This window comes from Cupriavidus sp. FW306-01-F10A, assembly GCF_058782785.1.
The window spans coordinates 175,032-197,677 of the sequence record NZ_JBYSYA010000012.1; the positions used below are offsets into that span (position 1 = coordinate 175,032).

The 22,646-nt window shown below is 68.3% G+C and carries 16 protein-coding genes; 13 read left to right on the forward strand and 3 right to left on the reverse strand.

Features of this window, described 5'->3' with window-relative positions; translation table 11 throughout:
• Nucleotides 1-75 precede the first annotated feature (75 nt).
• The 8 genes from AC3WLF_RS18890 (at nt 76) to AC3WLF_RS18925 (ending at nt 12,262) form a co-directional block, all read left to right on the forward strand.
• Nucleotides 76-1,119, forward strand: coding sequence for a TRAP transporter substrate-binding protein (locus AC3WLF_RS18890; RefSeq protein ID WP_200872559.1), 1,044 nt, complete (start codon nt 76-78; stop codon nt 1,117-1,119).
• Nucleotides 1,120-1,144: 25 nt separating this feature from the next.
• Nucleotides 1,145-1,774, forward strand: coding sequence for a TRAP transporter small permease subunit (locus AC3WLF_RS18895; protein ID WP_492319091.1), 630 nt, complete (start codon nt 1,145-1,147; stop codon nt 1,772-1,774).
• Nucleotides 1,771-3,684 carry a TRAP transporter large permease gene (locus AC3WLF_RS18900; protein WP_492358625.1) on the forward strand — a complete coding sequence of 638 codons (1,914 nt, stop codon included), beginning with the start codon at nt 1,771-1,773 and terminating at the stop codon, nt 3,682-3,684. The genes AC3WLF_RS18895 and AC3WLF_RS18900 overlap by 4 nt, the downstream gene beginning before the upstream one ends.
• Nucleotides 3,685-3,728: 44 nt before the next feature.
• The gene (locus AC3WLF_RS18905; RefSeq protein WP_492319089.1) at nt 3,729-5,195 is read left to right on the forward strand and encodes an MFS transporter; all 1,467 of its coding nucleotides are present in this window, start codon (nt 3,729-3,731) and stop codon (nt 5,193-5,195) included.
• A 516-nt stretch (nt 5,196-5,711) separates the two neighbouring features.
• Entirely contained in the window at nt 5,712-7,091 is a 1,380-nt protein-coding gene (locus tag AC3WLF_RS18910; protein WP_492319088.1) for an HlyD family secretion protein, read from the forward strand.
• A 27-nt stretch (nt 7,092-7,118) separates the two neighbouring features.
• Nucleotides 7,119-8,471, forward strand: coding sequence for a hypothetical protein (locus AC3WLF_RS18915; protein WP_492358626.1), 1,353 nt, complete (start codon nt 7,119-7,121; stop codon nt 8,469-8,471).
• Nucleotides 8,472-8,473: 2 nt separating this feature from the next.
• On the forward strand, nt 8,474-10,435 hold the full coding sequence (locus AC3WLF_RS18920) for a glycosyltransferase (protein ID WP_492319086.1): 1,962 nt from the start codon (nt 8,474-8,476) through the stop codon (nt 10,433-10,435).
• A 39-nt stretch (nt 10,436-10,474) separates the two neighbouring features.
• The gene (locus AC3WLF_RS18925) at nt 10,475-12,262 is read left to right on the forward strand and encodes an efflux transporter outer membrane subunit (protein ID WP_492350995.1); all 1,788 of its coding nucleotides are present in this window, start codon (nt 10,475-10,477) and stop codon (nt 12,260-12,262) included.
• 29 nt (nt 12,263-12,291) lie between these two features.
• Here AC3WLF_RS18925 and AC3WLF_RS18930 read toward each other — a convergent pair whose 3' ends face one another.
• Both AC3WLF_RS18930 and AC3WLF_RS18935 read right to left on the reverse strand, forming a co-directional pair.
• Nucleotides 12,292-13,509, reverse strand: coding sequence for an acetyltransferase domain-containing protein (locus AC3WLF_RS18930; protein ID WP_492319084.1), 1,218 nt, complete (start codon nt 13,507-13,509; stop codon nt 12,292-12,294).
• 2 nt (nt 13,510-13,511) lie between these two features.
• Nucleotides 13,512-15,695 carry a TonB-dependent siderophore receptor gene (locus AC3WLF_RS18935; protein ID WP_492358627.1) on the reverse strand — a complete coding sequence of 728 codons (2,184 nt, stop codon included), beginning with the start codon at nt 15,693-15,695 and terminating at the stop codon, nt 13,512-13,514.
• Between the two features lie 99 nt (nt 15,696-15,794).
• Between AC3WLF_RS18935 and AC3WLF_RS18940 the strand changes: the two genes are divergently transcribed.
• A complete protein-coding gene (locus AC3WLF_RS18940; protein WP_010814233.1) occupies nt 15,795-16,217 on the forward strand; it encodes a Fur family transcriptional regulator in 423 nt (140 codons plus the stop codon).
• Between the two features lie 132 nt (nt 16,218-16,349).
• Nucleotides 16,350-17,225 (forward strand): EamA family transporter, encoded by an 876-nt coding sequence (locus AC3WLF_RS18945; RefSeq protein WP_492319082.1) that lies wholly within the window; start codon nt 16,350-16,352, stop codon nt 17,223-17,225.
• On the opposite strand, the gene AC3WLF_RS18950 is transcribed toward AC3WLF_RS18945, so the two are convergent.
• Entirely contained in the window at nt 17,226-17,807 is a 582-nt protein-coding gene (locus AC3WLF_RS18950; RefSeq protein ID WP_492350997.1) for a GNAT family N-acetyltransferase, read from the reverse strand.
• A 78-nt stretch (nt 17,808-17,885) separates the two neighbouring features.
• Between AC3WLF_RS18950 and AC3WLF_RS18955 the strand changes: the two genes are divergently transcribed.
• The 3 genes from AC3WLF_RS18955 to nirB all read left to right on the forward strand — a co-directional run bounded on the left by AC3WLF_RS18955 (nt 17,886) and on the right by nirB (nt 22,637).
• Complete coding sequence (locus AC3WLF_RS18955) at nt 17,886-18,371, forward strand: winged helix-turn-helix transcriptional regulator (protein ID WP_492319080.1); 486 nt, start codon at nt 17,886-17,888, stop codon at nt 18,369-18,371.
• 319 nt (nt 18,372-18,690) lie between these two features.
• A complete protein-coding gene (locus AC3WLF_RS18960; RefSeq protein ID WP_492319079.1) occupies nt 18,691-20,010 on the forward strand; it encodes an MFS transporter in 1,320 nt (439 codons plus the stop codon).
• 65 nt (nt 20,011-20,075) lie between these two features.
• Complete coding sequence (gene nirB / locus AC3WLF_RS18965) at nt 20,076-22,637, forward strand: nitrite reductase large subunit NirB (protein WP_492319078.1); 2,562 nt, start codon at nt 20,076-20,078, stop codon at nt 22,635-22,637.
• The last annotated feature ends 9 nt before the right edge of the window (nt 22,638-22,646 follow it).

Sequence of the window (22,646 nt, forward strand, 5' to 3'; positions counted from 1 at the left end):
GCGGAAACCAAGCCAGGCGTTTCCCGGCGCGGCTTCCTTGGGGGGGCCGCCGGTGCGGCCGCGGGCGCCGCGGCAATGGGCTTCCCGGCCATCGTCAAGGCGCAAGGCCCGGTCACGATGCGCTGGCAGAGCACCTGGCCCACCAAGGACATCTTCCATGAGTTCGCCGGCGACTTCGTCACCAAGGTAAACAATATGTCGGGCGGCGACCTGAAGATCGAGCTGCTGCCCGCGGGCGCGGTGGTCAAGGCCTTCGACCTGATCGACGCGGTCAGCAAGGGCACGCTGGACGGCGGCCATGGCGTGATCGCGTACTGGTATGGCAAGAACTCGGCGCTGGCGCTGTGGGGCTCGGGCCCGGCCTGGGGCATGGACCCGAACATGCTGCTGGCCTGGCACAAGTACGGCGGCGGCAAGGAGCTGCAGCAGGAGATCTACCGCAGCCTCAACCTGGACGTGGTGTCGTTCCTGTATGGCCCGATGCCGACCCAGCCGCTGGGCTGGTTCAAAAAGCCCATCACCAAGCCGGAAGACTTCAAGGGGCTGAAGTTCCGCACGGTCGGGCTGTCGATCGACATCTTCACCGGCCTGGGCGCCGCGGTGAATGCGCTGCCGGGCGCGGAGATCGTGCCGGCGCTGGACCGCGGGCTGCTCGATGCGGCCGAGTTCAACAACGCCAGCTCCGACCGCGCGCTGGGCTTCCAGGACGTGTCCAAGGTCTGCATGCTGCGCAGCTTCCACCAGCCCTCGGAGCAGTTCGAGATCCTGTTCAACCGCAAGCGCTATGACGCGCTGCCGGCCAAGCTCAAGGCGCTGATCGCCAACGCGGTGGAGGCGGCGTCCGCGGATATGTCGATCAAGGCGATCGACCGCTATTCCAAGGACTACCAGGCGCTGCAGAAGCAAGGCGTGAAGTTCTACGCGACCCCCAACTCGGTGCTGCAGGCGCAGTTGAAGGTATGGGATGAGATCGTGGCGCGCAAGGAAAAAGAAAACCCGATGTTCAAGAAGGTCAATGATTCGATGAAGGCCTTCGCCGAGCGCGCCACGCGCTGGCAGAACGACACTAACGTCGATTTCCGGCTGGCAACGAGCCACTACTTCTCCAAACGCACCTGAGCCGCGCCACTCCGGGGGCCAAACCGTGCAACGCCTGCTGCTTGGCATCGACCGCATCAGCACCTTCGTCGGCCAGGCCGGCGCGTGGCTGATCATCGGGCTCACGCTGATGATCAGCTACGAGGTGTTCTCGCGCTATGTCCTGGGCACGCCGCACGCCTGGGTGTTCGACGCCAGCAATATGCTGTACGGAACGCTGTTCATGCTGGCCGGCGCCTATACCCTGGCCAAGCGCGGCCACGTGCGCGGCGACATCCTCTACGGCTTCCTGTCGCCGCGGATGCAGGCGTCAATCGACCTGGTGCTCTACCTGGCCTTCTTCTTCCCCGGGGTGATTGCGTTGGCCTGGGCCGGCATCGATTTCTTCGAGGTCTCGCTGGCACAGGACGAACACTCTTCCATCGCCGCCGACGGCCCGCCGATCTATCCGTTCAAGGCAGTGATTCCCGTGGCCGGCGCGCTGCTTTTGCTGCAAGGCGTGGCCGAGACCATCCGCTGCATCCTGTGCCTGGCGAACGGCAGCTGGCCGCTGCGCGAAGGCGATGTCGAGGAAGTCGATGTCGAGCAGCTCAAGGAGATGGTGCAAGGCACCCCTACCGCTGAGCTGGCCGAGTCACCGCCGCCGCGCGACGACCAGCCTGGAGCCGGCCGATGAGGAAGGAACTGTGGTTCGGCGTTTCCCTGATGGTGCTGATCGTCGGCGCCGTGGCGTGGTTCATGCCCGCGCCGGCGGACTGGACCAACGGGCATCTCGGCCTGCTGATGCTGGCGCTGATCGTGGTGGCGATCATGCTGGGCTTCCCCACCGCGTTCACGCTGATGGGCATGGGCGTGCTGTTCTCCTGGCTGGCCTACCGCCACGCCGACCCCTCGATCGCGGTGCAGCAGACGCTGGACCTGATGGTGCAGCGGGCCTATGCGGTCATGACCAACGACGTGCTGATCTCGATCCCGTTGTTCGTGTTCATGGGCTACCTGGTCGAGCGCTCCAACCTGATCGAAAAGCTCTTCCGCAGCCTGCACCTTGCGCTGGCGTGGATTCCCGGCTCGCTCGCGGTGGCCACGCTGGTGACCTGCGCGATCTTCGCGACCGCCACCGGCATCGTCGGCGCCGTGGTCACGCTGATGGGCCTGCTCGCCTTCCCCGCCATGCTGCGCGCGGGTTACAACACCTCGCTGTCGGCCGGCGCGGTCACCGCGGGCGGTTGCCTGGGCATCCTGATCCCGCCGTCGGTGCTGCTGATCGTCTACGGCGCCACCGCGGGCGTGTCGGTGGTGCAGCTCTATGCGGGCGCGTTCTTCCCGGGCCTGATGCTGACCGGGCTCTATATCCTCTACATCCTGATCCTGGCCAAGCTCAAGCCCGCGCTCGCGCCGCCGCTGCCGGAAGCCGAGCGGGTGGTGCCGCTGCCGCCGGTGGCGCGCACGCTGGAAGCCGGCGGCGCCACCCATGCCTTGCCTGCGCTCGGTGCCGGCCTGATGCGCGCGCTCAAGGGCCCGCGCAATGCCGACCTGCCGACGGCAGTGTTCGCGCGCCAGCTGGGCATCGTGCTGCTGCCGGCGATCGCCGTGGTGTTGGTGATGGGAACGATATACAGCGCGGTCACCGCGCCCGCCGCCAGCGTCGCGGTGGAGGCACCGCTGTCGATGGGAGGCGCCGAGGAAAGCAGCGCATCACTCGACGACCTGCAGGCGCCGCCAGTGGAAGCTGCGCCCGCAGCGCCGGCCGCTCCCGCCGCTACCACTCCTGCACCCACGACCGCAGCGCAAGCCGGGGCGCAGCCAGCGCCAGTGCCGGCGGCAGCTGCGGTATCTGCGCCCCGCTGGTTCTGGATCACGCTGGCGGCCGTGGCGGCGGTGCTGGTGTACTTCTACTGGCGCTTCAGCTTCGCGCGGCTGGAAATCTTCAAGATGCTGCTGTCGTCGTTCTTCCCGCTGGCGCTGCTGATCCTGGCGGTGCTGGGCTCGATCGTGTTCGGGCTGGCCACGCCGACCGAAGCCGCGGCGGTGGGCTCGCTCGGCGGCGCGCTGCTGGCGGCAGCGTACCGGCAGCTGAACTTCCGCGTGGTCAAGGAATCGGTGCTGCTGACGGCCAAGACCAGCGCCATGGTGTGTTGGCTGTTCGTGGGCTCGTCGATCTTCTCTGCGGCGTTCGCGCTGCTGGGCGGACAGGCGCTGGTCGAGCAATGGGTGCTGTCGCTGAACCTGTCGCCGGTGCAGTTCATGATCCTGGCGCAGCTGATCATCTTCCTGCTCGGCTGGCCGCTGGAATGGACCGAGATCATCATCATCTTCATGCCGATCTTTATCCCGCTGCTGGACAACTTCGGCATCGACCCGCTGTTCTTCGGGCTGCTGGTGGCGCTGAACCTGCAGACCGCCTTCCTGTCGCCGCCGGTGGCCATGGCCGCGTTCTACCTGAAGGGCGTGGCGCCGCCGCATGTCACGCTGAACCAGATCTTCCTGGGCATGCTGCCGTTCATGGGCATCCAGCTGATTGCGCTGGTGCTGCTCTACGTCTTCCCCGGCATCGGCCTCTGGCTGCCCACGGTGCTGTACCGCTGAACGCTGCGGCACCCGTTTGCCCCCGTTTCCTATACTGGTTGGCAATGCCAACCGATACCGCCCTCGCCAGCCTTCCCGTCGACACCGCATTCCGCACCGACATTCCGGGGCGGCTGGACCGCCTGCCATGGTCGCGCTGGCACTGGCGCGTGGCGATTGCGCTGGGCGTTGCCTGGGTCCTCGATGGCCTGGAAGTCACGCTGGTGGGCTCGGTCGGCGCCGTGCTGGAGCGCCCCGATACGCTGGGCCTGACCGCGACGCAGGTGGGCTGGTCGGGCTCGCTCTATATCGCCGGCGCGGTGCTGGGGGCGCTGGTGTTCGGGCGCATGGCCGACCGGCTCGGGCGCAAGCGGCTGTTCCTGGCCACGCTCGCGGTCTACATGGTGGCGACGCTGGCCACCGCGTTCTCACCCGGCTTTGCCTTCTTTGCGGCCTGCCGCTTCTTCACCGGCCTTGGCATCGGCGGCGAATACGCGGCCATCAATTCCGCCATCGACGAACTGATCCCGGCGCGCGTGCGCGGGCGCGTCAACCTGGCCATCAACGGCAGCTTCTGGCTGGGCGCGGCACTCGGCGCCGGGTTGAGCCTGGTGCTGCTCGATGCGCGCGTGTTCGGCCCGGTCTGGGGCTGGCGCGTCTGCTTCGCGCTGGGCGCTGTACTGGCCGTGGCCATCGTGCTGGTGCGCAAGCATGTGCCGGAAAGCCCGCGCTGGCTTGCCACCCACGGCCGGCTGGAAGAGGCCGAGCGCGTGATCGCCGCGATCGAGGCCGAGGTGCGCGCCCGCCACGGCCCGCTGCCGCCGGTGGCACCCGATTGCGTCGCGGTGGCGATGCGCCGGCGCGCCGCGCCGGGCGTGGGCGAAGTCATGCGCCTGCTGTTGCGGCGCTTCCGCCGCCGCAGCATGATCACGCTGGCGCTGATGGTGGCGCAGGCCTTTTTCTACAACGCGATCTTCTTCACTTATGCGCTGGTGCTGACACGCTTCTATGCCGTGCCGGAAGCGCGCGTGGCAATGTATATCTTCCCCTTTGCGCTGGGCAACGCCCTGGGGCCGCTGCTGCTTGGCCCGCTGTTCGACCACATCGGGCGCCGGCGCATGATTGCCGCCACCTATGTACTGTCCGGCATCGGGCTGGCACTGACCGGCTGGGCCTTCGTTGAAGGCTGGCTCGATGCGCGCGGCCAGGCGCTGTGCTGGTCGGCGGTATTCTTCCTGGCCTCGGCCGCGGCCAGCTCCGCCTACCTGACCGCCAGCGAAGTCTTCCCGCTGGAAATGCGCGCGCTGGCGATCTCGGTGTTCTATGCCGTGGGCACCGGCACCGGCGGCTTTATCGCGCCAGTGCTGCTGGGCGCGCTGATTGAAAGCGGCAGCCGCGAAGCCGTGGCGGCAGGCTACGGCTTCGGCGCGGTGCTGGTGATCGTCGCCGGGCTGCTGGCACTGCGCTTCGGCATCGACGCCGAGCGGCGGCCGCTGGAGCACATCGCGCCGCCACTTGCCGCCGACGATTAGCCGCGTCACCGCAGCGCGCGCCAACTGCCATCGCTGCCGGATTCAATTTCTTCACCTGCGTCAAAGCCCCGTCAATTTGTGCTCCATTCGTCGTTCGTCGCATGCCATGTTACTGCCGTGTTAAGCAGTGCTACAGCCTCCCCTTACACATTTTTACAGCAAGGGACGGGGCAACTGACTAGCCTTTAACTCACACACGGCGGCCTGAGTGCATGAATCTTTGCGTCAGCGGGCTGCCACTTCTTGGCCATTGACTGGCCATTGTTCAACTCTGCCCGGATGAAGCCGGGCAAATCCACGGGCCGCTTGTCGGCCCGATTGCAAGGCGCACCGATACGGCCTGGCCACATCGAGCGCGCTGCAGACAACAAGCTGAATTGGGGACATGCAAGCCGGGCACCGCGCGACAGCCCTTGCGCGACGCTACCCGCTTGCCTGGAATTTCGCTCATCCGGCATGCACCCTGTGCATGCCGGCGGGGACGCTTTTTGACTTTGCTTGCCGGAGAACAACACCATGGCCGACCAGCGCAATAATCCGCCACCCAGACAACACCCGCTGACCCCGGCTCCGCTGCGCCAGCCCCACGGCGACGGCCTGGTGCAACGCCCGCAGCCCGTTACCGTGCCGCTCTGGCACATCGTGCCGCGCATGGCGGGCTACGGCGTGGTGCTGTTCATCATCTGGGCCGTGCTGACAATCATGTTTCCAAATGTGTTTACGCGCTCGTCGGAGCGGGCCGTGGTGAACAGCCCGGTCAGCCTGGTGACTTCTCCCGTGGAAGGCATCGTGATGAAGCAGATGGTGGCCGCGGGCCAGCCGTTCTCGGCCAACCAGGCGCTGATGGTCGTGCAGAACCCGAACATCGACCGTTCGCTGCTGGTCGACCTGACCGGCAAGAAGCTCGACAACCAGCAGCGCCATGACTCCGCCCGCGCGCGGCTGGAAAGCAACCGCCGGCTGATGGCCGCCACCGAGCAGGACCTGCAACGCTACAACAGCGCTGCGCAACGCGAGCACGGGGCGCGCGTGCGCGCCCTGGAGGCGCGCCTGGCATCGGCCAGGGCGCAGGAAGACCAGCAGCAGGAAGTGGTCAACCGCAACCAGAGCATGCAGTGGGCCGGGGCCGTCAGCGAGGCCTACACCAATGCCTCGCGCTACCAGCTGTCGATGCTCACCAATGCCAAGGCAGCGGCCAAGGCCGAGCTCGATAACGCAGTCAGCGTGAGCGAGGCCGCGCGCAACAAGGTCTATGCCTCATCCACCGACGGCCCCAGCGCCACGCTGGCTCAGCGACGCCAGGTGCTGGGCGCGGAATCGGCACAGCTGACGGCAGAGCTGGAACAACTGGAGGCCTATGGCAAGTCGGTCGACGAGATGATCGCCACGGAACAGGAGCGTCTCGACCGGCTCTCGAACCTGGAGATCCGCTCGGCCGAACCCGGCACCATCGAAGACCTGATCGCGCAGCCCGGCATGCGCGTGGCCGCCGGCGCCACCCTGGCGCGCGCCAGCAACTGCGCGCAGACGCGCGTGGTGGCGGTGTTCCCGCGCAGCCTCAGCGACAACCTGCTGCCCGGTGCACGGCTGAACGTGAATGTCGACGGCGTGCCCACGGCGTTGCCGGCATCGGTGGCAGAGGTGCTGCCGCGCGCGCCGGACGGCGACCAGGCGCGTTACTTCGTGCCCTTCCCGCCGATCGAGAAGAACGAGATTTATGTGATCGCCAAGCTCGACCGCCCGCTGGACAACGTGCCGGGCAAGGCGGCTGCCTCAGCGACAGCAACACGGGCAGCGGCAGGGCCAAGCCAGTCGGGCCATTGCGGCATGGGCCGCTGGGCGCGCGTGACGCTGAACCAGAGCTGGCTGGGCCAGCTGCGGGCATCGCTGATATAACCGCCGACGCAGGCAAAGGAGACCCGGATGCGACTGCCGATCCCGACGACACGCCTGCCCCGCCTGGTTGCCGGCGCGCTGCTGCCCGCCGTGCTCGCGCTGGCGCCAGGCGCGGCGCGCGCTGCCGAGCCTGCCCAGCAGACGCTGCTGGCCGACGGCTGCAAGACACTGGCCGAGCGCGTCAGCCGTGAAAGCGGCAACGGCCCCGTCTTCCTCGCCAGCTATGAACCCGCGCCGGGCGGCGAGCCGCTGGCCCCGGCGCTGCGCAATGCCGCCTTCGTCTACGACAACGCGCTGGCCGGCATCGCGCTGGTGGCGTGCAAGCGTCCCGCCGAAGCGCGCCGCATTGCCGACGCCGTGCTGCAGGCAACTCGCCAGGACCGCCACTTCCGCGATGCGCGCCTGCGCAACGCCTATCGCGCCGGCCCGCTGCCGGCCGGCCCGGTACCCCTGCCAGGCTGGTGGGACGAGCCCAGCAAGCGCTGGTTTGAAGATGCCTACCAGGCCGGCACTGCCACCGGCAACGTGGCCTGGGCCGCGCTGCTGCTGCTGGCCGTGCATGACGCCACGCGCGATGCGCGCTACCTCGATGGCGCCGCCGCGCTGATGGGCTGGGTGCATGCCATCGTGCCCGACTCGGGCGCGCCCGCCGGCTATATCGGCGGCTTCTTCGGCCATGAGCCGAAACAGACCCGCCAGGGCTGGAAGTCGACCGAGCACAACGTCGATACCTATGCCGCCTTCAGCTGGCTCGCGAGCCAGCGCAACGATGCGCGCTGGCGCGATGGCGCGGCGCGCTCGCGCGGCTTTGTCAGCGCCATGTGGCAGGCGCGCGAGGGCCGCTTCATCATCGGCACACGCGACGATGGGCGCGCGCCAAACGCCGGCCCGTCGGCGCTGGACGCAGTGCTGTGGCCGCTGATCGCGATCCCGGACCCGCCGCAGGACTGGCGCCGCAACCTGGCGTGGGTGGAGGCCAAGCATCGCGCCGGCGCGGGCTACGGCTTCAAGGGCGGCCCCGACGGCATCTGGACCGAAGGCACCGGGCAGGCCGCGCTGGTGCTGCAGGCCGCCGGGCAGGCGCAACAGGCGCAGCCGCTGTGGCAGCTGCTGCTGTCGCAGCGGGCGCCGTCCGGGATGCTCTACGCCACGCCCGAGGCGCGCATCAGCACCGGGCTGTCGATCGGGCCCACCTCGACCACGGAAGACTTCCACTACTTCCACCTGCCCCACCTGGGCGCCACCGCATGGGCCGTGCTGGCCGCGGCGCGCTGGAACCCCTTCCGTCCGGGCGGATGCCTGGAACCGTCCTGCCCGCCGCCGGCCATTGCGGCCGCGGCACCTGCAACCGCCCCTGTCAACACCGCCGCCAAGGAGTGACGATGTTCGCCCTGTTTCTGGAAAACCAGACGCTGCTGGTCATCAACGGCGGCGTGCTGCTGGCGATGGTGCTGCTCTCGATGCTGTGCCGGCAAGACCGGCCGGCGGACCGCGTGCTGTTCGGCGGCGTCACCGCCTTGCTGCTGGCGGTGTACCTGACCTGGCGCATCCGCGAAACACTGCCGGACTGGCAGATGACCTTCGCCAGCGTGTGGGCCCATGTGTTCTTTGCCTTCGAATGCATGACGCTGGCCTATACGCTGCTGTCGATCGTGGTGCTGGCGCGCACCAGCAACCACACCCCCGACGCCGACGCGGGCGAGGCCGCCTTGCGCCGCGCGAAGCAGGTGCCGCCGGTGGACATCTTCATCGCCACCTACAACGAAGGCCTGGACATCCTGGAGAAGACCATTGTCTCGGCGCTGGCGATAGACTATCCCGACTTCCGCGTCTGGGTGCTGGACGACACCCGCCGCGACTGGCTGCGCGAGTTCTGCGAACGCGTCGGCGCGCACTACGTGACGCGCCCGGACAACGCCCACGCCAAGGCCGGCAATCTCAACAACGGCCTGCGCCACAGCGCCGCGGCCGGCGGCGCGCCCTACATCCTGGTGCTGGACGCCGACTTCGCACCGCATCGCAATATCCTGCTGCGCACCGTGGGCCTGTTCAGCGATGCGCGCGTGGGCGTGGTGCAGACACCCCAGTTCTACTACAACGCGGATCCGATCCAGTACAACCTGCGCGCCACCGAATGCTGGGTCGATGAACAGCGCGCCTTCTTCGACGTGATGCAGCCGGCCAAGGACGCCTGGGGCGCGGCGTTCTGCATCGGCACCTCGTTCGTGGTGCGGCGCGACCTGATCGACCTGATCGGCGGCTTCCCCACCGGCACGGTGACCGAGGATATCCACCTGACCTACCGGTTGCTGCCGCACGGCTATATCACGCGCTGGCTCAATGAGCGCCTGAGCGTGGGCTTGTCAGCCGAAGGCCTGCCCGAGTACATCAGCCAGCGCAGCCGCTGGGGGCTGGGCACGATCCAGGTGGCGCTGACCGCGGACGGGCCGCTGCGCGGGCGCGGCTACACCGGGATGCAGCGGCTGCACTACGTGCACGGCCTGTTGCACTGGCTGTCGCGGCCATTCACGCTGATGCTGCTGGCAGGGCCGCTGCTGTACTGGTACCTCGGTGTCTCCACGCTTTACGGCGAGCCGCTGCAGTTCCTCGCCTACGGCCTGCCGGCGCTGGTGGCGTACTGGGCGTACAGCATCTGGATCACCGGCCAGCGCGCGCTGCCGATCTTCACCGAAGTCACGCAGATCGTGGCGGCGCTGGCCGTCACCGCATCGCTGGTAAGCGCGATGTTCAAGCCGTTCGGGCGGCCGTTCAAGGTCACGAACAAGGGGCTGGACCGCTCCAAGCTGGTAATCCACGGCAAGTTCGCGGCGCTGTACGCGGGGCTGCTGGGCTTCTCCGCGCTGGGACTGGGCCGCGCCCTGGTGGTGGACCCCGATGCGCAAGGGCTCGCCTTCAACACCATCTGGACCGGGGTGGCGCTGATGCTGTACCTGGCCTCGCTGCTGGTCTGCGTGGAACTGCCGCGCCCGCGCAAGGAAGAGCGCTTCCCGCACCGCGCGGCAGCGCTGCTGCGCGTGCATGGCAAGGAATACCGCGTCACCACCAGGGATCTTTCCTGCAACGGCGTGGCCGTCACCACGCCGCTGGCGCCGGCCATTCCCGCCGGCACCGAGGGCGCGCTGTGGCTGGCGCAGACCGGCTGGATCCCGTGCCGCGTGGTGCGCCGCGACGGCCAGTTGCTGGGCATCGCCCTGAACGCCGGCATGGCGGCGCGCCACGCGCTGATCCGGCTGCTGTTCACCGATCCCGCACACAACATTGCCCGGCAGGGGCAGCCCAAGCTGGCGCTGTCGCGCTTTGTGCGGCGCGCGCTGCTGGGCTGAACCATGCCAGATAACAATCCCCACTCTCCGGAACCATCCATGCGAAGCCTGCCACGCCCCCGTACCCTGCCCCCGCCGCGCCTGCTGCTGCCCGGCGCACTCGTGCTGGCCCTTGCGGCCTGCACGCTCGAGCCGCAGTACCAGCGCCCCGACGCGCCGGTCCCGTCAGCGTGGCCGGAAGGCGCTGCCTACCGCACCCCGCAGGCCGGCGCGGCACAGCCGGGCCAGCCGGCCCGACCCGCCGGCCCTTCGGCCGCGGACCTGGGCTGGCGCGATGTTTTCGTCGACCCGCAACTGCGCCAGCTGATCGAACTGGCGCTGGCCAACAACCGCGACCTGCGCATGGCCACGCTTGCCATCGACGAAGCGCGCGCGCTGTACCAGATCGAGCGCGCGGCGCAATTCCCCACGGTGGATGGCAATGCCGGCATGGTCTCGCAGCGGCTGCCGCAACGGCTGCGCGCGGCGGGCCAGTCGCCGCAGATCACCACCTACAACGCGGGCATCGGCTTCACCGCGTTCGAGCTTGATTTCTTCGGCCGGGTGCGCAGCCTCAAGCATGCCGCGCTCGAGGAATACATGGCTACGGAAGAAGCGCGCCGCAGTGCGCAGATCAGCCTGGTGTCCGAGGTGGCCAACGCCTACCTGACGCTGCTGGCCGACCGCGCACTGCTGAAGCTGTCGCAGGACACGCTGAAGACACAGCAGGACGCGGCAGAGATGGTGCGGCGCGGGCGGCAGGTCGGTGCGATGGCGCAACTGGACCAGCATCGCGCGCAAACCCAGGTGCAGACCTCGCAGGTGGGCGTTGAGCAATACACGCGGCAGGTGGCCCAGGATGAGAACGCGCTGTCTTTGCTGATCGGCGGCCCGTTGCCGAAATCCGTGACCGATGCCGGCGCGGCAACTGCCAACGCCAACGCGGCCGCGCGAGATCCGCTGGACGCGCGCGCCTTGGTGAGCGAGTTCCCCGAAGGGCTGCCGTCCAGCGTGCTGGTGCGCCGCCCCGACATCCTCAACGCCGAGCACCGCCTCAAGGCGGCCAACGCCAATATCGGCGCGGCGCGCGCGGCGTTCTTCCCGCGCATCTCGCTGACCGGCGCGCTGGGCGTAGCTAGCAGCAGCCTGGCGGGGCTGTTCTCCGGCGGCATGGCATGGGTGTTCGCGCCGCAGCTGACCGTGCCGATCTTCGACGCCGGGCGCAACCGGGCCGGGCTGGATGCGGCCAACGTGCGCAAGGACATCAACATCGCCAACTACGAGAAGACCATCCAGACCGCGTTCCGCGAGGTCGCCGACAGCATGGCGGCACGCGCCACCTACGAGCGCCAGGTGCAGGCGCAGGAAGCCCTGGTGCGCGAAGGCAGCGAGACCCGGCGGCTGTCGGAAATGCGTTTCAAGAACGGCGTGGACGACTACTTCGGTGTGTTCGACGCCCAGCGCCAGCTCTACACCGCGCAGCAGGCGCTGATCACGTACAAGCTGGCCGGCCTGACCAGCCGCGTATCGCTGTACAAGTCGCTGGGCGGCGGCTGGCGCGAGGTGACCGAGGCTGCGCCGGCGGCCAATGGCGGCGCACGCCAGGCACCCGCCGCGCGGCCGCAAGCCGCGGCACAGCCCCAGGCGGTGGCACGGCCTCAAGCCGTGGCACAACCTCAGGCCGTAGCGCGGCCCCAGGCCGTGGCGCAGCCTCAAGCCGCCGCACAGCCTCAAACCGTGGCACCGGCCCAGGCAGCAGCCCAGCCCCAGGCTGTAGCGCAACCCCAGGCTCCGGCGCAATCCCCGGCGGCGGCACAGCCGGCACCCGTCGCGGCTACGCCGCGCTAAGCTAGGGGCGTGCGGGACCCAGGCGCTGATCAGAAGTACTTCAGCCAGCGCCAGTCCCGCCGCCTTGCCTTCAGCGCCGCGAACCAGCGCACCGCCGGCCACAGCGCCAGGGCCAGCACGGCCGCCCCCAGCCACAGCTGCCAGACGTGGTCGAGGCCGAACACCCTGCCCTGGTTCAGGCCCCAGCGGTGCACGCAGGCCTGGTACAGCCCCTGCAGCACGTAGAGGTGCAGCAGGTAGAAGAACATCGGCACGGCGCCGAACACGGCCAGGCGCCGCGCGATCCAGCCGCCCTGCGCTCGCTCCAGCCACGCCAGCAGCAACCAGCCCACGCCCAGTGTCAGCAGCAGGAACAGCAGCGACGGCGGGTATTTGGTGACGTTGAGGAAGCTCATCGCGGTATGCAAGGCATCGCTGCCCGCCAGCCATTTCTGCTCCTGCCCGTAGCCGTTCAGCGCGCGCAGCACCGCAAAGCCTGCCAGCGCCGCCAGCCCGCGACCAGCCAGCCGCTGCTGCCGTACCGCGGCAGGCACCGTGGCGGCAAACCACGGCCCCGCCGCATAGCCCAGCGCGATCACGCCGATCCACGGCAGCACCGGGTATGAGGTACGCACCCTGAAGCCGTCAGCCACCTCGATCCAGGTGCGGTCGTGCAGGATGGCCCAGGGCACGTGCCAGGCGCTGTCAACCGGGAAATGCAGCGGACTCAGCAGGTTGTGGCCGGCAACAAGCGCAATGCCCGCGGCAATCAGCACCGCCCGCGGCAGCCACACCAGTGCCGCCAGCGCCATCATGCTCAGGCCGATGGCCCAGATCACCTGCAGGTAGATCACCTGCGGCGGCAAGGTCCCGGTCCAGGCAAAGCCGACCAGCGTCACCTCCAGCAGCACCAGGAACACGCCGCGCCTGAGCAGGAAGCCGCTGACGGCGCGCCGGTCGTGGCCGGCGGCACCGTAGAGCCACGCCGATACGCCGGCCAGCCAGATGAAAACCGGTGCGCACAGATGCGCGGCGAGCCTGCTGAAGAAAAGTGCCGGAGAGGTCGTGGCGACATCCATGGGATCGGCCACCTGGACGTGCAGGAAGAACATGTCCCGCACGTGGTCCAGCAGCATGATCAGGATCACCAGTCCGCGCAGAGCGTCGATGGACAGCAGCCGGCCGCCGGCCGGCCGCGCGACCGCGGCAGAAGGGAAGACTGTCGGAGAAGACTGGGGCGCGGCAGTGCGCACCTTGGCTGGCAGCATCGTCAATAGCTCAGTTGCACGCCCAGCCGCACGCTGCGGCCCGCGCCCGGCGCAATCCACAGGCTGCTGTACGAACTGGCGTAATAGGTCTTGTCGAACAGGTTGCCCACGTTGAGCGACACGCGCACATTGCGGCTGTATTGCCAGTAGCCATGCAGGTCCACCAGCACATAGGCCGGCAGCGAGAAGCTGTCCTGCACATCGCCCGGACGCCGCCCCACGTAGCGCAGGCCGGCCCCGACGCCATAGCGCTGGCCCACCGGCGCGGCATCCTCATACACCGCCAGCACGCTGCCGCTGGTGCGCGGCACGTTGGACAGCGGCGTGCCGGCGGCAAGTCGCGTGTCCTGCGTGATCTCGGCATCGGTCAGCGCAAAGCTGCCCGACACGCGCCAGTGCGTGCCAAGCTGCCCGGCCACGTCCAGCTCCAGGCCGCGGCTGCGCGCTTCGCCGGCGGCGATATAGAAGGACGGATCGGACGGGTCGGTGGCCAGCACATTGCGCTTGCGGATCTCAAAGATAGCCAGCGTGGCGCCGGTGCGGCGGTCCTCGCTGTCGAACTTGATGCCGGCCTCCACCGCGCGGCCGCGCTCGGGGTCGAACGGCTGGCCCGCGGCGTCGGCGCCGGCATTGGGACGGAATGACTGGCTGGCATTGGCAAACAGCGACACGTTCCGGCTGGCCAGGTAGCTCACGCCCACGCGCGGCGACACCGCGCTCTGGTGCTGCGTGGTGCGTGTGCCGCGCAGGTGGTTGTCCAGCGACTGGTCGAAGGCGTCGAAGCGCACGCCGGCCAGCACGCGCCAGCGCTCGCCCAGGCTCAGCTGGTCCTGCGCGTAGGCGCCGAGATTGCGCTGGCGCTCGTACGTGTCCATGTTCCACGGCATCGGCGGCGCCGGCTGGCCATAGGCCGGGTCGTAGATGTCGATCGCGTACGGCGCCGCGGCGCTGGGGTTCTTGCGCAGGATCGCCATGGTATTGCCGAAGCGGTAGGCATCCACCCCCATCAGCAGTTCATGCCCGACCGGGCCGGTGCTGAACTTGCCGGTCACGCTGGCCTGCAGCGAGACATCGTCCGACTGGAAGTCGCGGTAGCGGCGCTGGCGCCAGAGCGTGCGGCCGTCGGCGGCCAGTGAAGTCGCCTCGCTGCTATGCCCCGTCAGCGCGCCGCCGCGATACGACAGGCCGAGCCTGCCCTTCCAGTTCTGATTGAACTGGTGCTCGACGCTGAGCTGGTGCGACTGGCTGTCCAGCCGCATGTCGCCGTCGCCGGGCTCGCCCAGGTAGCGCGAGCGCGGGATGCGGCCCAGCTGGCCGTTGACGGCCACCACGCCGCGGTCCATCGGCGTGGTGTAGCGCTGGAATTCGGCCGCGTACTGCAGCACGGTGTCGTTGCCCAGCGTCCAGGTAAACGACGGCGCCACCAGGGAGCGCTGGCTGTTGATGTAGTCGCGCGTGCTGCCCTGGTGGTCGGCCACGGCGATCAGCCGGCCGGCCACGTTCTCGCCGAGCGGGCCGGTGACATCGGCCGTGGCACGATAGCCGTCGCGCGTGCCAAGCTCGAAGCCATAGCGCTGCGCGGGCCGGAACTGCGGCTGGCGCGTGACCACGTTGAAGGTGCCGCCCGGCTCGCTGGTGCCGTACAGCGATGACGTCGGGCCCTTGAGCACTTCCACGCGTTCGATCGTGGCCGCATCCATCGGCGCGGTATAGCCGCGGTTGGCAGCAAAGCCGTTCACCAGGTAGCCCGCGCCGGTGTTCTCATGGCCGGTGAAGCCGCGCATGGCAAAGTTGTCCCAAAGGCCGCCGAAATTGTTCTGGCGTGCGATGCCGCTGACATAGTCGAAGGTCTGGTCGAAACGGGTCGCGGCGATATCGTCCAGCATGGCACGTGGCACCACGCGCACCGACTGTGGAATTTCGCGCAGCGGCGTGTCGGTGCGGGTCGCGCCGGAGGCGTCGGGCGGGTTGTATGATGCGGAGGCCGTGCCGACCACCGACACCGCCGGCAGCGTAATATCGGAGGCCTCGGCGGTATCGGCCGCCTCGGCCAGGCCGGACATCGCCAGCATCAGGGCGGCCACCGGCCGCAATGAACGCGCCTGGACCGGGCGCAAGTCTGGCACAACAGGCAGGAACGAAAACGGCGCGCGGCGCCGGGCACGGCTGAGCTGCGCAAGCAGCATAAGGAACACCCCAATAAAAACGAGTCGCGGCGGCGGCCATCCGACTGGCAAACCGCAGCGACCCACTAATGATAATATTTTCTCATTAAGATTCTAGTCATGGAACGCATGACCCGTCAACGCGGCGCCGTCATCGACGCGCTGCGCGAAGCCGGCCGGCCCCTGAGCCCGGCCGAGATCCTGGCCGCGGCCCAGCACCAGGTGCCCTCACTAGGACTGGCCACGGTCTATCGCAACATCCGTGCCCTGGTGGAAGGCGAGCAGGTGCATGCAGTCGAACTGCCGGGCCAGCCGGACCGCTATGAATTGTCGGAAGTGCCGGGTGCCGCGACCCACCGGCACTATTTCCAGTGCCTGTCGTGCGACCGCGTCTTCCCGCTGGAAGGGTGCCCCGGGCATCTGGAAGAGATCACGCCACCGGGTTTCGAAGTGGAGCACCACGAGCTGACGCTACTGGGGCGTTGCCCGGACTGCGCCAGCAAGCCCGGCAAGCGGCGCAAGGCGGCAGCTCGGGACCACTGAACGGCGGGCGTACTCGGGGCACGGCCAACTGTACTGAGCCACTGGTCCACACCTGTATATGGCGCCCGCGCCGTGCTTGCCGCATGATGCGGCAGCATTGCACAGGCCACGCCAAAAAACGGGATCCCCAAATTGCCGCAAACCGCCGCCCACCGTCGCTCGACCCTGCTCGCCGTGCTGGCCCTGACCGGCTCGATGGCCTCGCTGTGCATCGGCACCTCTTTTGCCAAGAGCCTGTTCTCGGCGCTCGGGGCGCAGGGCACCACGGCGCTGCGGGTGAGCTTCTCCGCGCTGATCCTGCTGTGCGTCTGGCGCCCGTGGCGCATTCCGCTGACACGAACCAACGCGCGCGCGATCGCGCTGTACGGCGCGGCGCTGGGCGCGACCAACCTGCTGTTCTACATGTCGCTGCGCACCATCCCGCTGGGGCTGGCGATCGCGATCGAGTTCACCGGGCCGCTGGCGGTCGCGGTGCTGTCGTCGCGGCGCGCGATCGATTTCCTGTGGATCGCCTTTGCGGTGGCCGGGCTGCTGCTGTTGCTGCCGGTCGGCGATGCCGCCGGTACGCTCGATCCGGTGGGCATCGGCTATGCGCTGGCCGCGGGCGTAGGCTGGGCGCTGTATATCGTGTTCGGGCAGATGGCAGGCAACGCCCACGGCGGGCAGGCCACCTCGCTGGGGCTGACCATGGCGGCGCTGGTGGTGCTGCCGTTCGGGCTGGCGCATGCGGGCACCGCGATGTTCAGCCCGACGCTGCTGCTGTTCGGGCTGGCGGTGGGCATCCTGTCGAGCGCGATTCCCTATTCGCTGGAGATGGTGGCGCTCAAGCGCCTGCACCGGCGCACCTTCGGCATCCTGCTGAGCATGGAGCCGGCCATGGGCGCGCTGGCCGGGCTGGCATTCCTGCATGAACAGCTGAGCGCGCTGCAATGGCTGGCGATCGCCAGCATCATCACGGCCTCGGTAGGTTGCACCATGACCTCGCGCGGCAAGCGCGACGCCAGTTGATCAGCGCGCGCCGAACCAGTCCGCCGGCAGCCGCTGCGGGCTGCGCGCCGGCTGGCCAAGCGCCAGCGTGACTTCATGCAGGTAGCTGTCCTCCGGATTGCGGCGGCTGGCAAAGCCGAGGCCGCGCAGGATGGCCAGCATGCGGCGGTTCTCGCTGAGCACGTCGCCGCGCAGGGTGCGCAGGCCGGCCGCGCGCGCCAGTTCGCACAGCCTGGCGATCAGGCGCCGCCCCAGTCCCTGCCCTTGCCAGCCGTCGGCAACCACCACGGCAAATTCCCCGACCTGCCCGGACACCACGTATTCCGCGCTGGCGACAATGGCTAATACACCAGCTTCGTCGGGCGCCTCTACCACCAGCGCCACGCCGCCCGGCCCGGGTGCGGCCAGACCCTCGACAGTCTCGTCCACCACGCGCCCGCCGCTCAGGAAGCGGAAGTAGCGGCTTTCACGCGAGAGCCCGTCCACCAGCGCACGCAGTGCCCCGCCGTCCTGCGGCCGCGTATGGCGCAGCGTGACCTGCACGCCCCGTCCCACCGTCCAGCTTTCCGCCTTGCCCGTGCGGGTCTTGCCCTGATCATCCATGCCGGCACCATCTGGATTCAAAATTCGTAGTCAGAATATAGGAGATAACCTGACTTTTGCAAATGAAGTCAGCGTGCTATGCTTGCCGGCATCATGACCCTCAATGCGTCCGACCTCCGCCACTGCTCGATTGCCGCGACGCTGTCGCTGATCGGCGAAAAGTGGACGATCCTGATCCTGCGCGATGTGTTCCATGGCGTGACGCGCTTCGACGACTTCCTGCGCCGGCTCGAATGCTCGCCCGCGGTGCTGTCCGCGCGTCTCAAGACGCTGACCGACGCCGGCCTGCTGCGCAAGGTCGGCTACCGCGAGCCCGGCGAGCGCGAACGCTTCGAATACCGCCCCACCCGCGCCGCCGTGGAGTTGCTGCCGGTGCTGGTCGGCCTGATGCAGTGGGGCGACAGCCACATGGCCCCGTCCGGCGAAGGCCCGGTGCAGATACGCTCGAGCGCCAGCGGCAAGCTGGTGCGCGCGGCATTGGTCGACGAGGATGGCGCGGAAGTATCGCCGCGCGATATGCGGATCGTCCCCGTCAACGCCCAGCCCCCGGCTTCGGACCAATAGCATCGAGCGCGCTGCTGCATCGCACCAGCGCAGCCCACCGCACTGCACCATGAGTGTGCCGCCAGCCCGGCGGCCGCCCCACCACAGCGCATCCCGGCATCACTCCGCCGTACCCCGGCGCAACAAACCCCCATTCATCGTCACATACCGGCCTGGCACACCCCTTGCGTAACAGGGTACGGGCCCGTCAACGGCGACCGGCCCACCCCACATACGCAGCCCCTATCCCATGTAGTGGCTGTCAGGACAACGGCGTCCCCTGAACTGGCCTGAGCGGCCTGGTCTGCGGGACGCCATTTGTTTTTTGGAGCCAAGGACGATGACCGCCAAAGCCACCCGCATCGAGCTGCTGAGCTTTAGGACCCCGCAGATGCGCGCCTTCCACCTGACCTGGATGGCGTTCTTCGTCTGCTTCTTTGCGTGGTTTGCCTGCGCGCCGCTGATGCCGGTGCTCAAGGGCGAGTTCGGCCTGACCCCGGGCCAGATCGCCAACATCAATATCGCGGCGGTGGCGGTGACCATTCTGGTGCGCCTGGTGATCGGCCCGATGTGCGACCGCTTCGGCCCGCGCAAGACCTATACCGGCCTGCTGGCGCTGGGCGCGCTGCCGGTGCTGGGCGTGGCGCTGGCACAGAGCTATGAGACCTTCCTGACCTTCCGCCTGCTGATCGGCGCAGTCGGCGCCAGCTTTGTGATCACGCAGTACCACACCTCGGTGATGTTCGCGCCCAACGTGGTCGGCACCGCCAACGCAGCCGCGGCCGGCTGGGGCAATGCCGGCGGCGGCGCCGCGCAGGCCATCATGCCGCTGCTGCTGGCCGCCGTGCTGATGCTCGGCGCCGACCAGGCGTTCGGCTGGCGCTTCGCCCTGCTGGTGCCGGGCGTGCTGATGCTGATCATGGCCGTCATCTACTGGCGCTTCACCCAGGACTGCCCGGACGGCAACTACTCGGACCTGCGCGCCCGCGGCATCGCCATCACCGGCAAGGACGGTGGCAAAGGCGGCGGCTGGGCCAGCTTCCGCGCCGCCAGCGCCAACTATCGCGTGTGGCTGCTGTTCATCACCTACGGCGCCTGCTTCGGCGTTGAGATCTTCATCCACAACATCGCCGCGTCGTATTACGTCGACCGCTTCGGCCTGAGCCTGAAGGCCGCCGGCATGGCCGCCGCGAGCTTCGGCCTGCTGGCGCTGTTTGCCCGCGCCCTGGGTGGCTGGCTGTCGGACAAGGCGGCGCGCCGCCGCGGCCTGGACGCACGCGCCACGCTGCTGTTCGTGCTGATCCTGGGCGAAGGCCTGGGCCTGCTGTGGTTCGCGCAGGCCGGCAGCGTGACGCTGGCGGTGGTCGCGATGCTGCTGTTCGGCCTGTTCACCCACATGGCCTGCGGCGCGACCTACGCGCTGGTGCCCTTTATCGACCGCAAGGCGCTGGGCGGCGTGGCCGGGATCATCGGCGCGGGCGGCAACGTTGGCGCCGTCGCCGCGGGCTTCCTGCTCAAGGGCCTGGGCGACCTGCAGCACACGCTGACGGTGCTGGGCGTGCTTGCCACCATCGCCGCACTGTGCGCCATCGCCATCCGCTTCAGCGCCGAGCACAAGGCCCAGGAGCAGGCGCTGTACGACAGCGCGCTGGCCAACTGATTTTGAAGCATCGCCCCCACAGCACAACAAGCAGCAAAGACTGACTACAGGACAAGGAAAGCATCATGAAACTGATCATCGTCGGCCACGGCATGGTGGGTCACAAGTTCCTGGAATGCCTGGCGGAAGCCGGCGCGCAGAACGTGGAAGTGACCGTGCTGTGCGAAGAACCGCGTCCCGCCTACGATCGCGTGCACCTGTCCGAATTCTTCGCCGGCAAGTCAGCCGAGGACCTGTCGCTGGTGCCCGCCGGCTTCTTCGAGCAGCACAACAACATGCTGCTGCGCCTGAATGCGCGCGCGGTGGAAATCGACCGCGCCGCGCGCACCGTGAAGGTGTCGACCGGCGAGACCCTGTCCTATGACAAGCTGATCCTCGCCACCGGCTCCTACCCCTTCGTGCCGCCGGTGCCGGGCAAGGACCGCAAGGACTGCTTTGTCTATCGCACCATCGAAGACCTGGAAGCGATGCGCGAATGCGGTGCGCGCTCGAAGACCGGCGTGGTGGTCGGCGGTGGCCTGCTTGGCCTGGAGTGCGCCAAGGCGCTGCGCGACATGGACCTGCGGACGCACGTGGTCGAGTTTGCGCCGCGCCTGATGGCGGTGCAGGTCGACGAAGGCGGCGGCCGCATGCTGCGCCAGAAGATCCATGGCCTGGGCGTGACCGCGCACACCGGCAAGAACACGGTGGAGATCATCGACGGCGAAGACGGCACCCACCGCATGGTGTTTGCCGACGGCACCCACCTCGACACCGACATGATCGTGTTCTCGGCCGGCATCCGCCCGCGCGACGAACTGGCCCGCACCAGCGGCCTGGCGGTGGGCGAGCGCGGCGGCATCGTGGTGGACAACCAGTGCCTCACCTCGGACCCCGACATCTACGCCATCGGTGAATGCGCGCTGTGGCAAGGCAAGATCTACGGCCTGGTGGCACCGGGCTATGACATGGCCCGCGTCGCCGCGCGCCACCTGCAGGGCGAAGCCGCCGAGTTTGCCGGCGCCGACATGAGCACCAAGCTCAAGCTGATGGGCGTGGACGTGGCCAGCATCGGCGACCCGCACGGCACCGTCCCGGGCGCGCGCTTCTACCAGTTCTGCGACGACCGCAAAGAGGTCTACAAGAAGCTGGTGGTGTCCGACTGCGGCAAGTACCTGCTGGGCGGCGTGCTGATCGGCGACGCCAGCGAGTACGGCACGCTGCTGCAGATGATGCTGAACAAGATCGAGCTGCCCGAGTCGCCCGAATTCCTGATCCTGCCCGACAGCAGCGGCAAGGCCAAGCCCGCGCTGGGCGCCGATGCCCTGCCCGACGCCGCCCAGATCTGCTCGTGCAACAACGTCTCCAAGGGCGAGATCTGCGTCGCGGTGTGCGACGGCGCCACCAGCATCGGCGCTCTCAAGACCTGCACCAAGGCCGGCACCGCCTGCGGCGGCTGCGTGCCGCTGGTCACGCAGATCATGAAGGCCGAGATGAAGAAGCAGGGCATGGCCGTCAACAACCACCTCTGCGAGCACTTCCCGTACTCGCGCCAGGAGCTGTACCACCTGGTGCGCGTGGGCAAGTTCAAGACCTTCGATGCGCTGCTGGAAGCGCATGGCAAGGGCATGGGCTGCGACATCTGCAAGCCCGCGGTGGGCAGCATCCTGGCCTCGTGCTGGAATGAATTCGTGCTCAAGGAAGAGCACGCCAGCCTGCAGGACTCCAACGACTACTACCTGGCCAACATCCAGAAGGACGGCACCTACTCGGTGGTACCGCGCATGCCGGGCGGCGAAGTCACGCCCGAGGGCCTGATCGCGGTCGGCCAGGTGGCCAAGAAGTACGGCCTGTACACCAAGATCACCGGCGGCCAGCGCGTGGACCTTTTTGGTGCACGCGCCGAGGAACTGCCCTTCATCTGGGAAGAACTGATCGCCGCCGGCTTTGAATCGGGCCATGCCTACGGCAAGGCGCTGCGCACGGTGAAGTCGTGCGTGGGCTCCACCTGGTGCCGCTATGGCGTCGGCGATTCGGTGGGCCTGGCGATCGAGCTGGAGAACCGCTACAAGGGCCTGCGCGCGCCGCACAAGATCAAGTTCGGCGTGTCCGGCTGCACCCGCGAATGCGCCGAGGCGCAGGGCAAGGATGTTGGCGTGATCGCCACGGACAAGGGCTGGAACCTGTACGTGTGCGGCAACGGCGGCATGAAGCCGCGCCATGCAGAGCTGCTGGCCAGCGACCTGGACCACGACACCCTGGTGCGCTACATCGACCGCTTCCTGATGTTCTACGTGCGCACCGCCGACCGCCTGCAGCGCACCAGCGTCTGGCGCGACAACCTCGAAGGCGGCCTGGACTACCTCAAGGCCGTGGTGCTGGACGACAAGCTGGGCCTCGCCGCCGAACTGGAAGCCGAGATGCAGCACGTGGTCGACACCTACGAAGACGAATGGAAGAAGGCCGTGACCGATCCCGAGACGCGCAAGCGCTTCCGCCATTTCGTCAACAGCGACCGCCGCGACGACAATGTCGCCTTCATCGAAGAGCGCGGGCAGATCCGCCCGGCCACGCCGGAGGAACGGAAATTGCATCGTTCCCGCCTGAGCCAGATTCCCGTGGTTGCCATGCCCGCAAAAGCAGCCTGACCGTGCCCG

Coding starts and splice junctions, on each gene's coding strand:
- AC3WLF_RS18890 (WP_200872559.1), top strand. CDS start 76: ATGGGCTTCCCGGCCATCGTCAAGGCGCAAGGCCCGGTCACGATGCGC.
- AC3WLF_RS18900 (WP_492358625.1), top strand. CDS start 1,771: ATGAGGAAGGAACTGTGGTTCGGCGTTTCCCTGATGGTGCTGATCGTC.
- AC3WLF_RS18905 (WP_492319089.1), top strand. CDS start 3,729: ATGCCAACCGATACCGCCCTCGCCAGCCTTCCCGTCGACACCGCATTC.
- AC3WLF_RS18910 (WP_492319088.1), top strand. CDS start 5,712: ATGGCCGACCAGCGCAATAATCCGCCACCCAGACAACACCCGCTGACC.
- AC3WLF_RS18915 (WP_492358626.1), top strand. CDS start 7,119: ATGCGACTGCCGATCCCGACGACACGCCTGCCCCGCCTGGTTGCCGGC.
- AC3WLF_RS18920 (WP_492319086.1), top strand. CDS start 8,474: ATGTTCGCCCTGTTTCTGGAAAACCAGACGCTGCTGGTCATCAACGGC.
- AC3WLF_RS18925 (WP_492350995.1), top strand. CDS start 10,475: ATGCGAAGCCTGCCACGCCCCCGTACCCTGCCCCCGCCGCGCCTGCTG.
- AC3WLF_RS18930 (WP_492319084.1), bottom strand. CDS start 13,509: ATGCTGCCAGCCAAGGTGCGCACTGCCGCGCCCCAGTCTTCTCCGACA.
- AC3WLF_RS18935 (WP_492358627.1), bottom strand. CDS start 15,695: ATGCTGCTTGCGCAGCTCAGCCGTGCCCGGCGCCGCGCGCCGTTTTCG.
- AC3WLF_RS18940 (WP_010814233.1), top strand. CDS start 15,795: ATGGAACGCATGACCCGTCAACGCGGCGCCGTCATCGACGCGCTGCGC.
- AC3WLF_RS18950 (WP_492350997.1), bottom strand. CDS start 17,807: ATGGATGATCAGGGCAAGACCCGCACGGGCAAGGCGGAAAGCTGGACG.
- AC3WLF_RS18955 (WP_492319080.1), top strand. CDS start 17,886: ATGCTTGCCGGCATCATGACCCTCAATGCGTCCGACCTCCGCCACTGC.
- AC3WLF_RS18960 (WP_492319079.1), top strand. CDS start 18,691: ATGACCGCCAAAGCCACCCGCATCGAGCTGCTGAGCTTTAGGACCCCG.
- nirB (WP_492319078.1), top strand. CDS start 20,076: ATGAAACTGATCATCGTCGGCCACGGCATGGTGGGTCACAAGTTCCTG.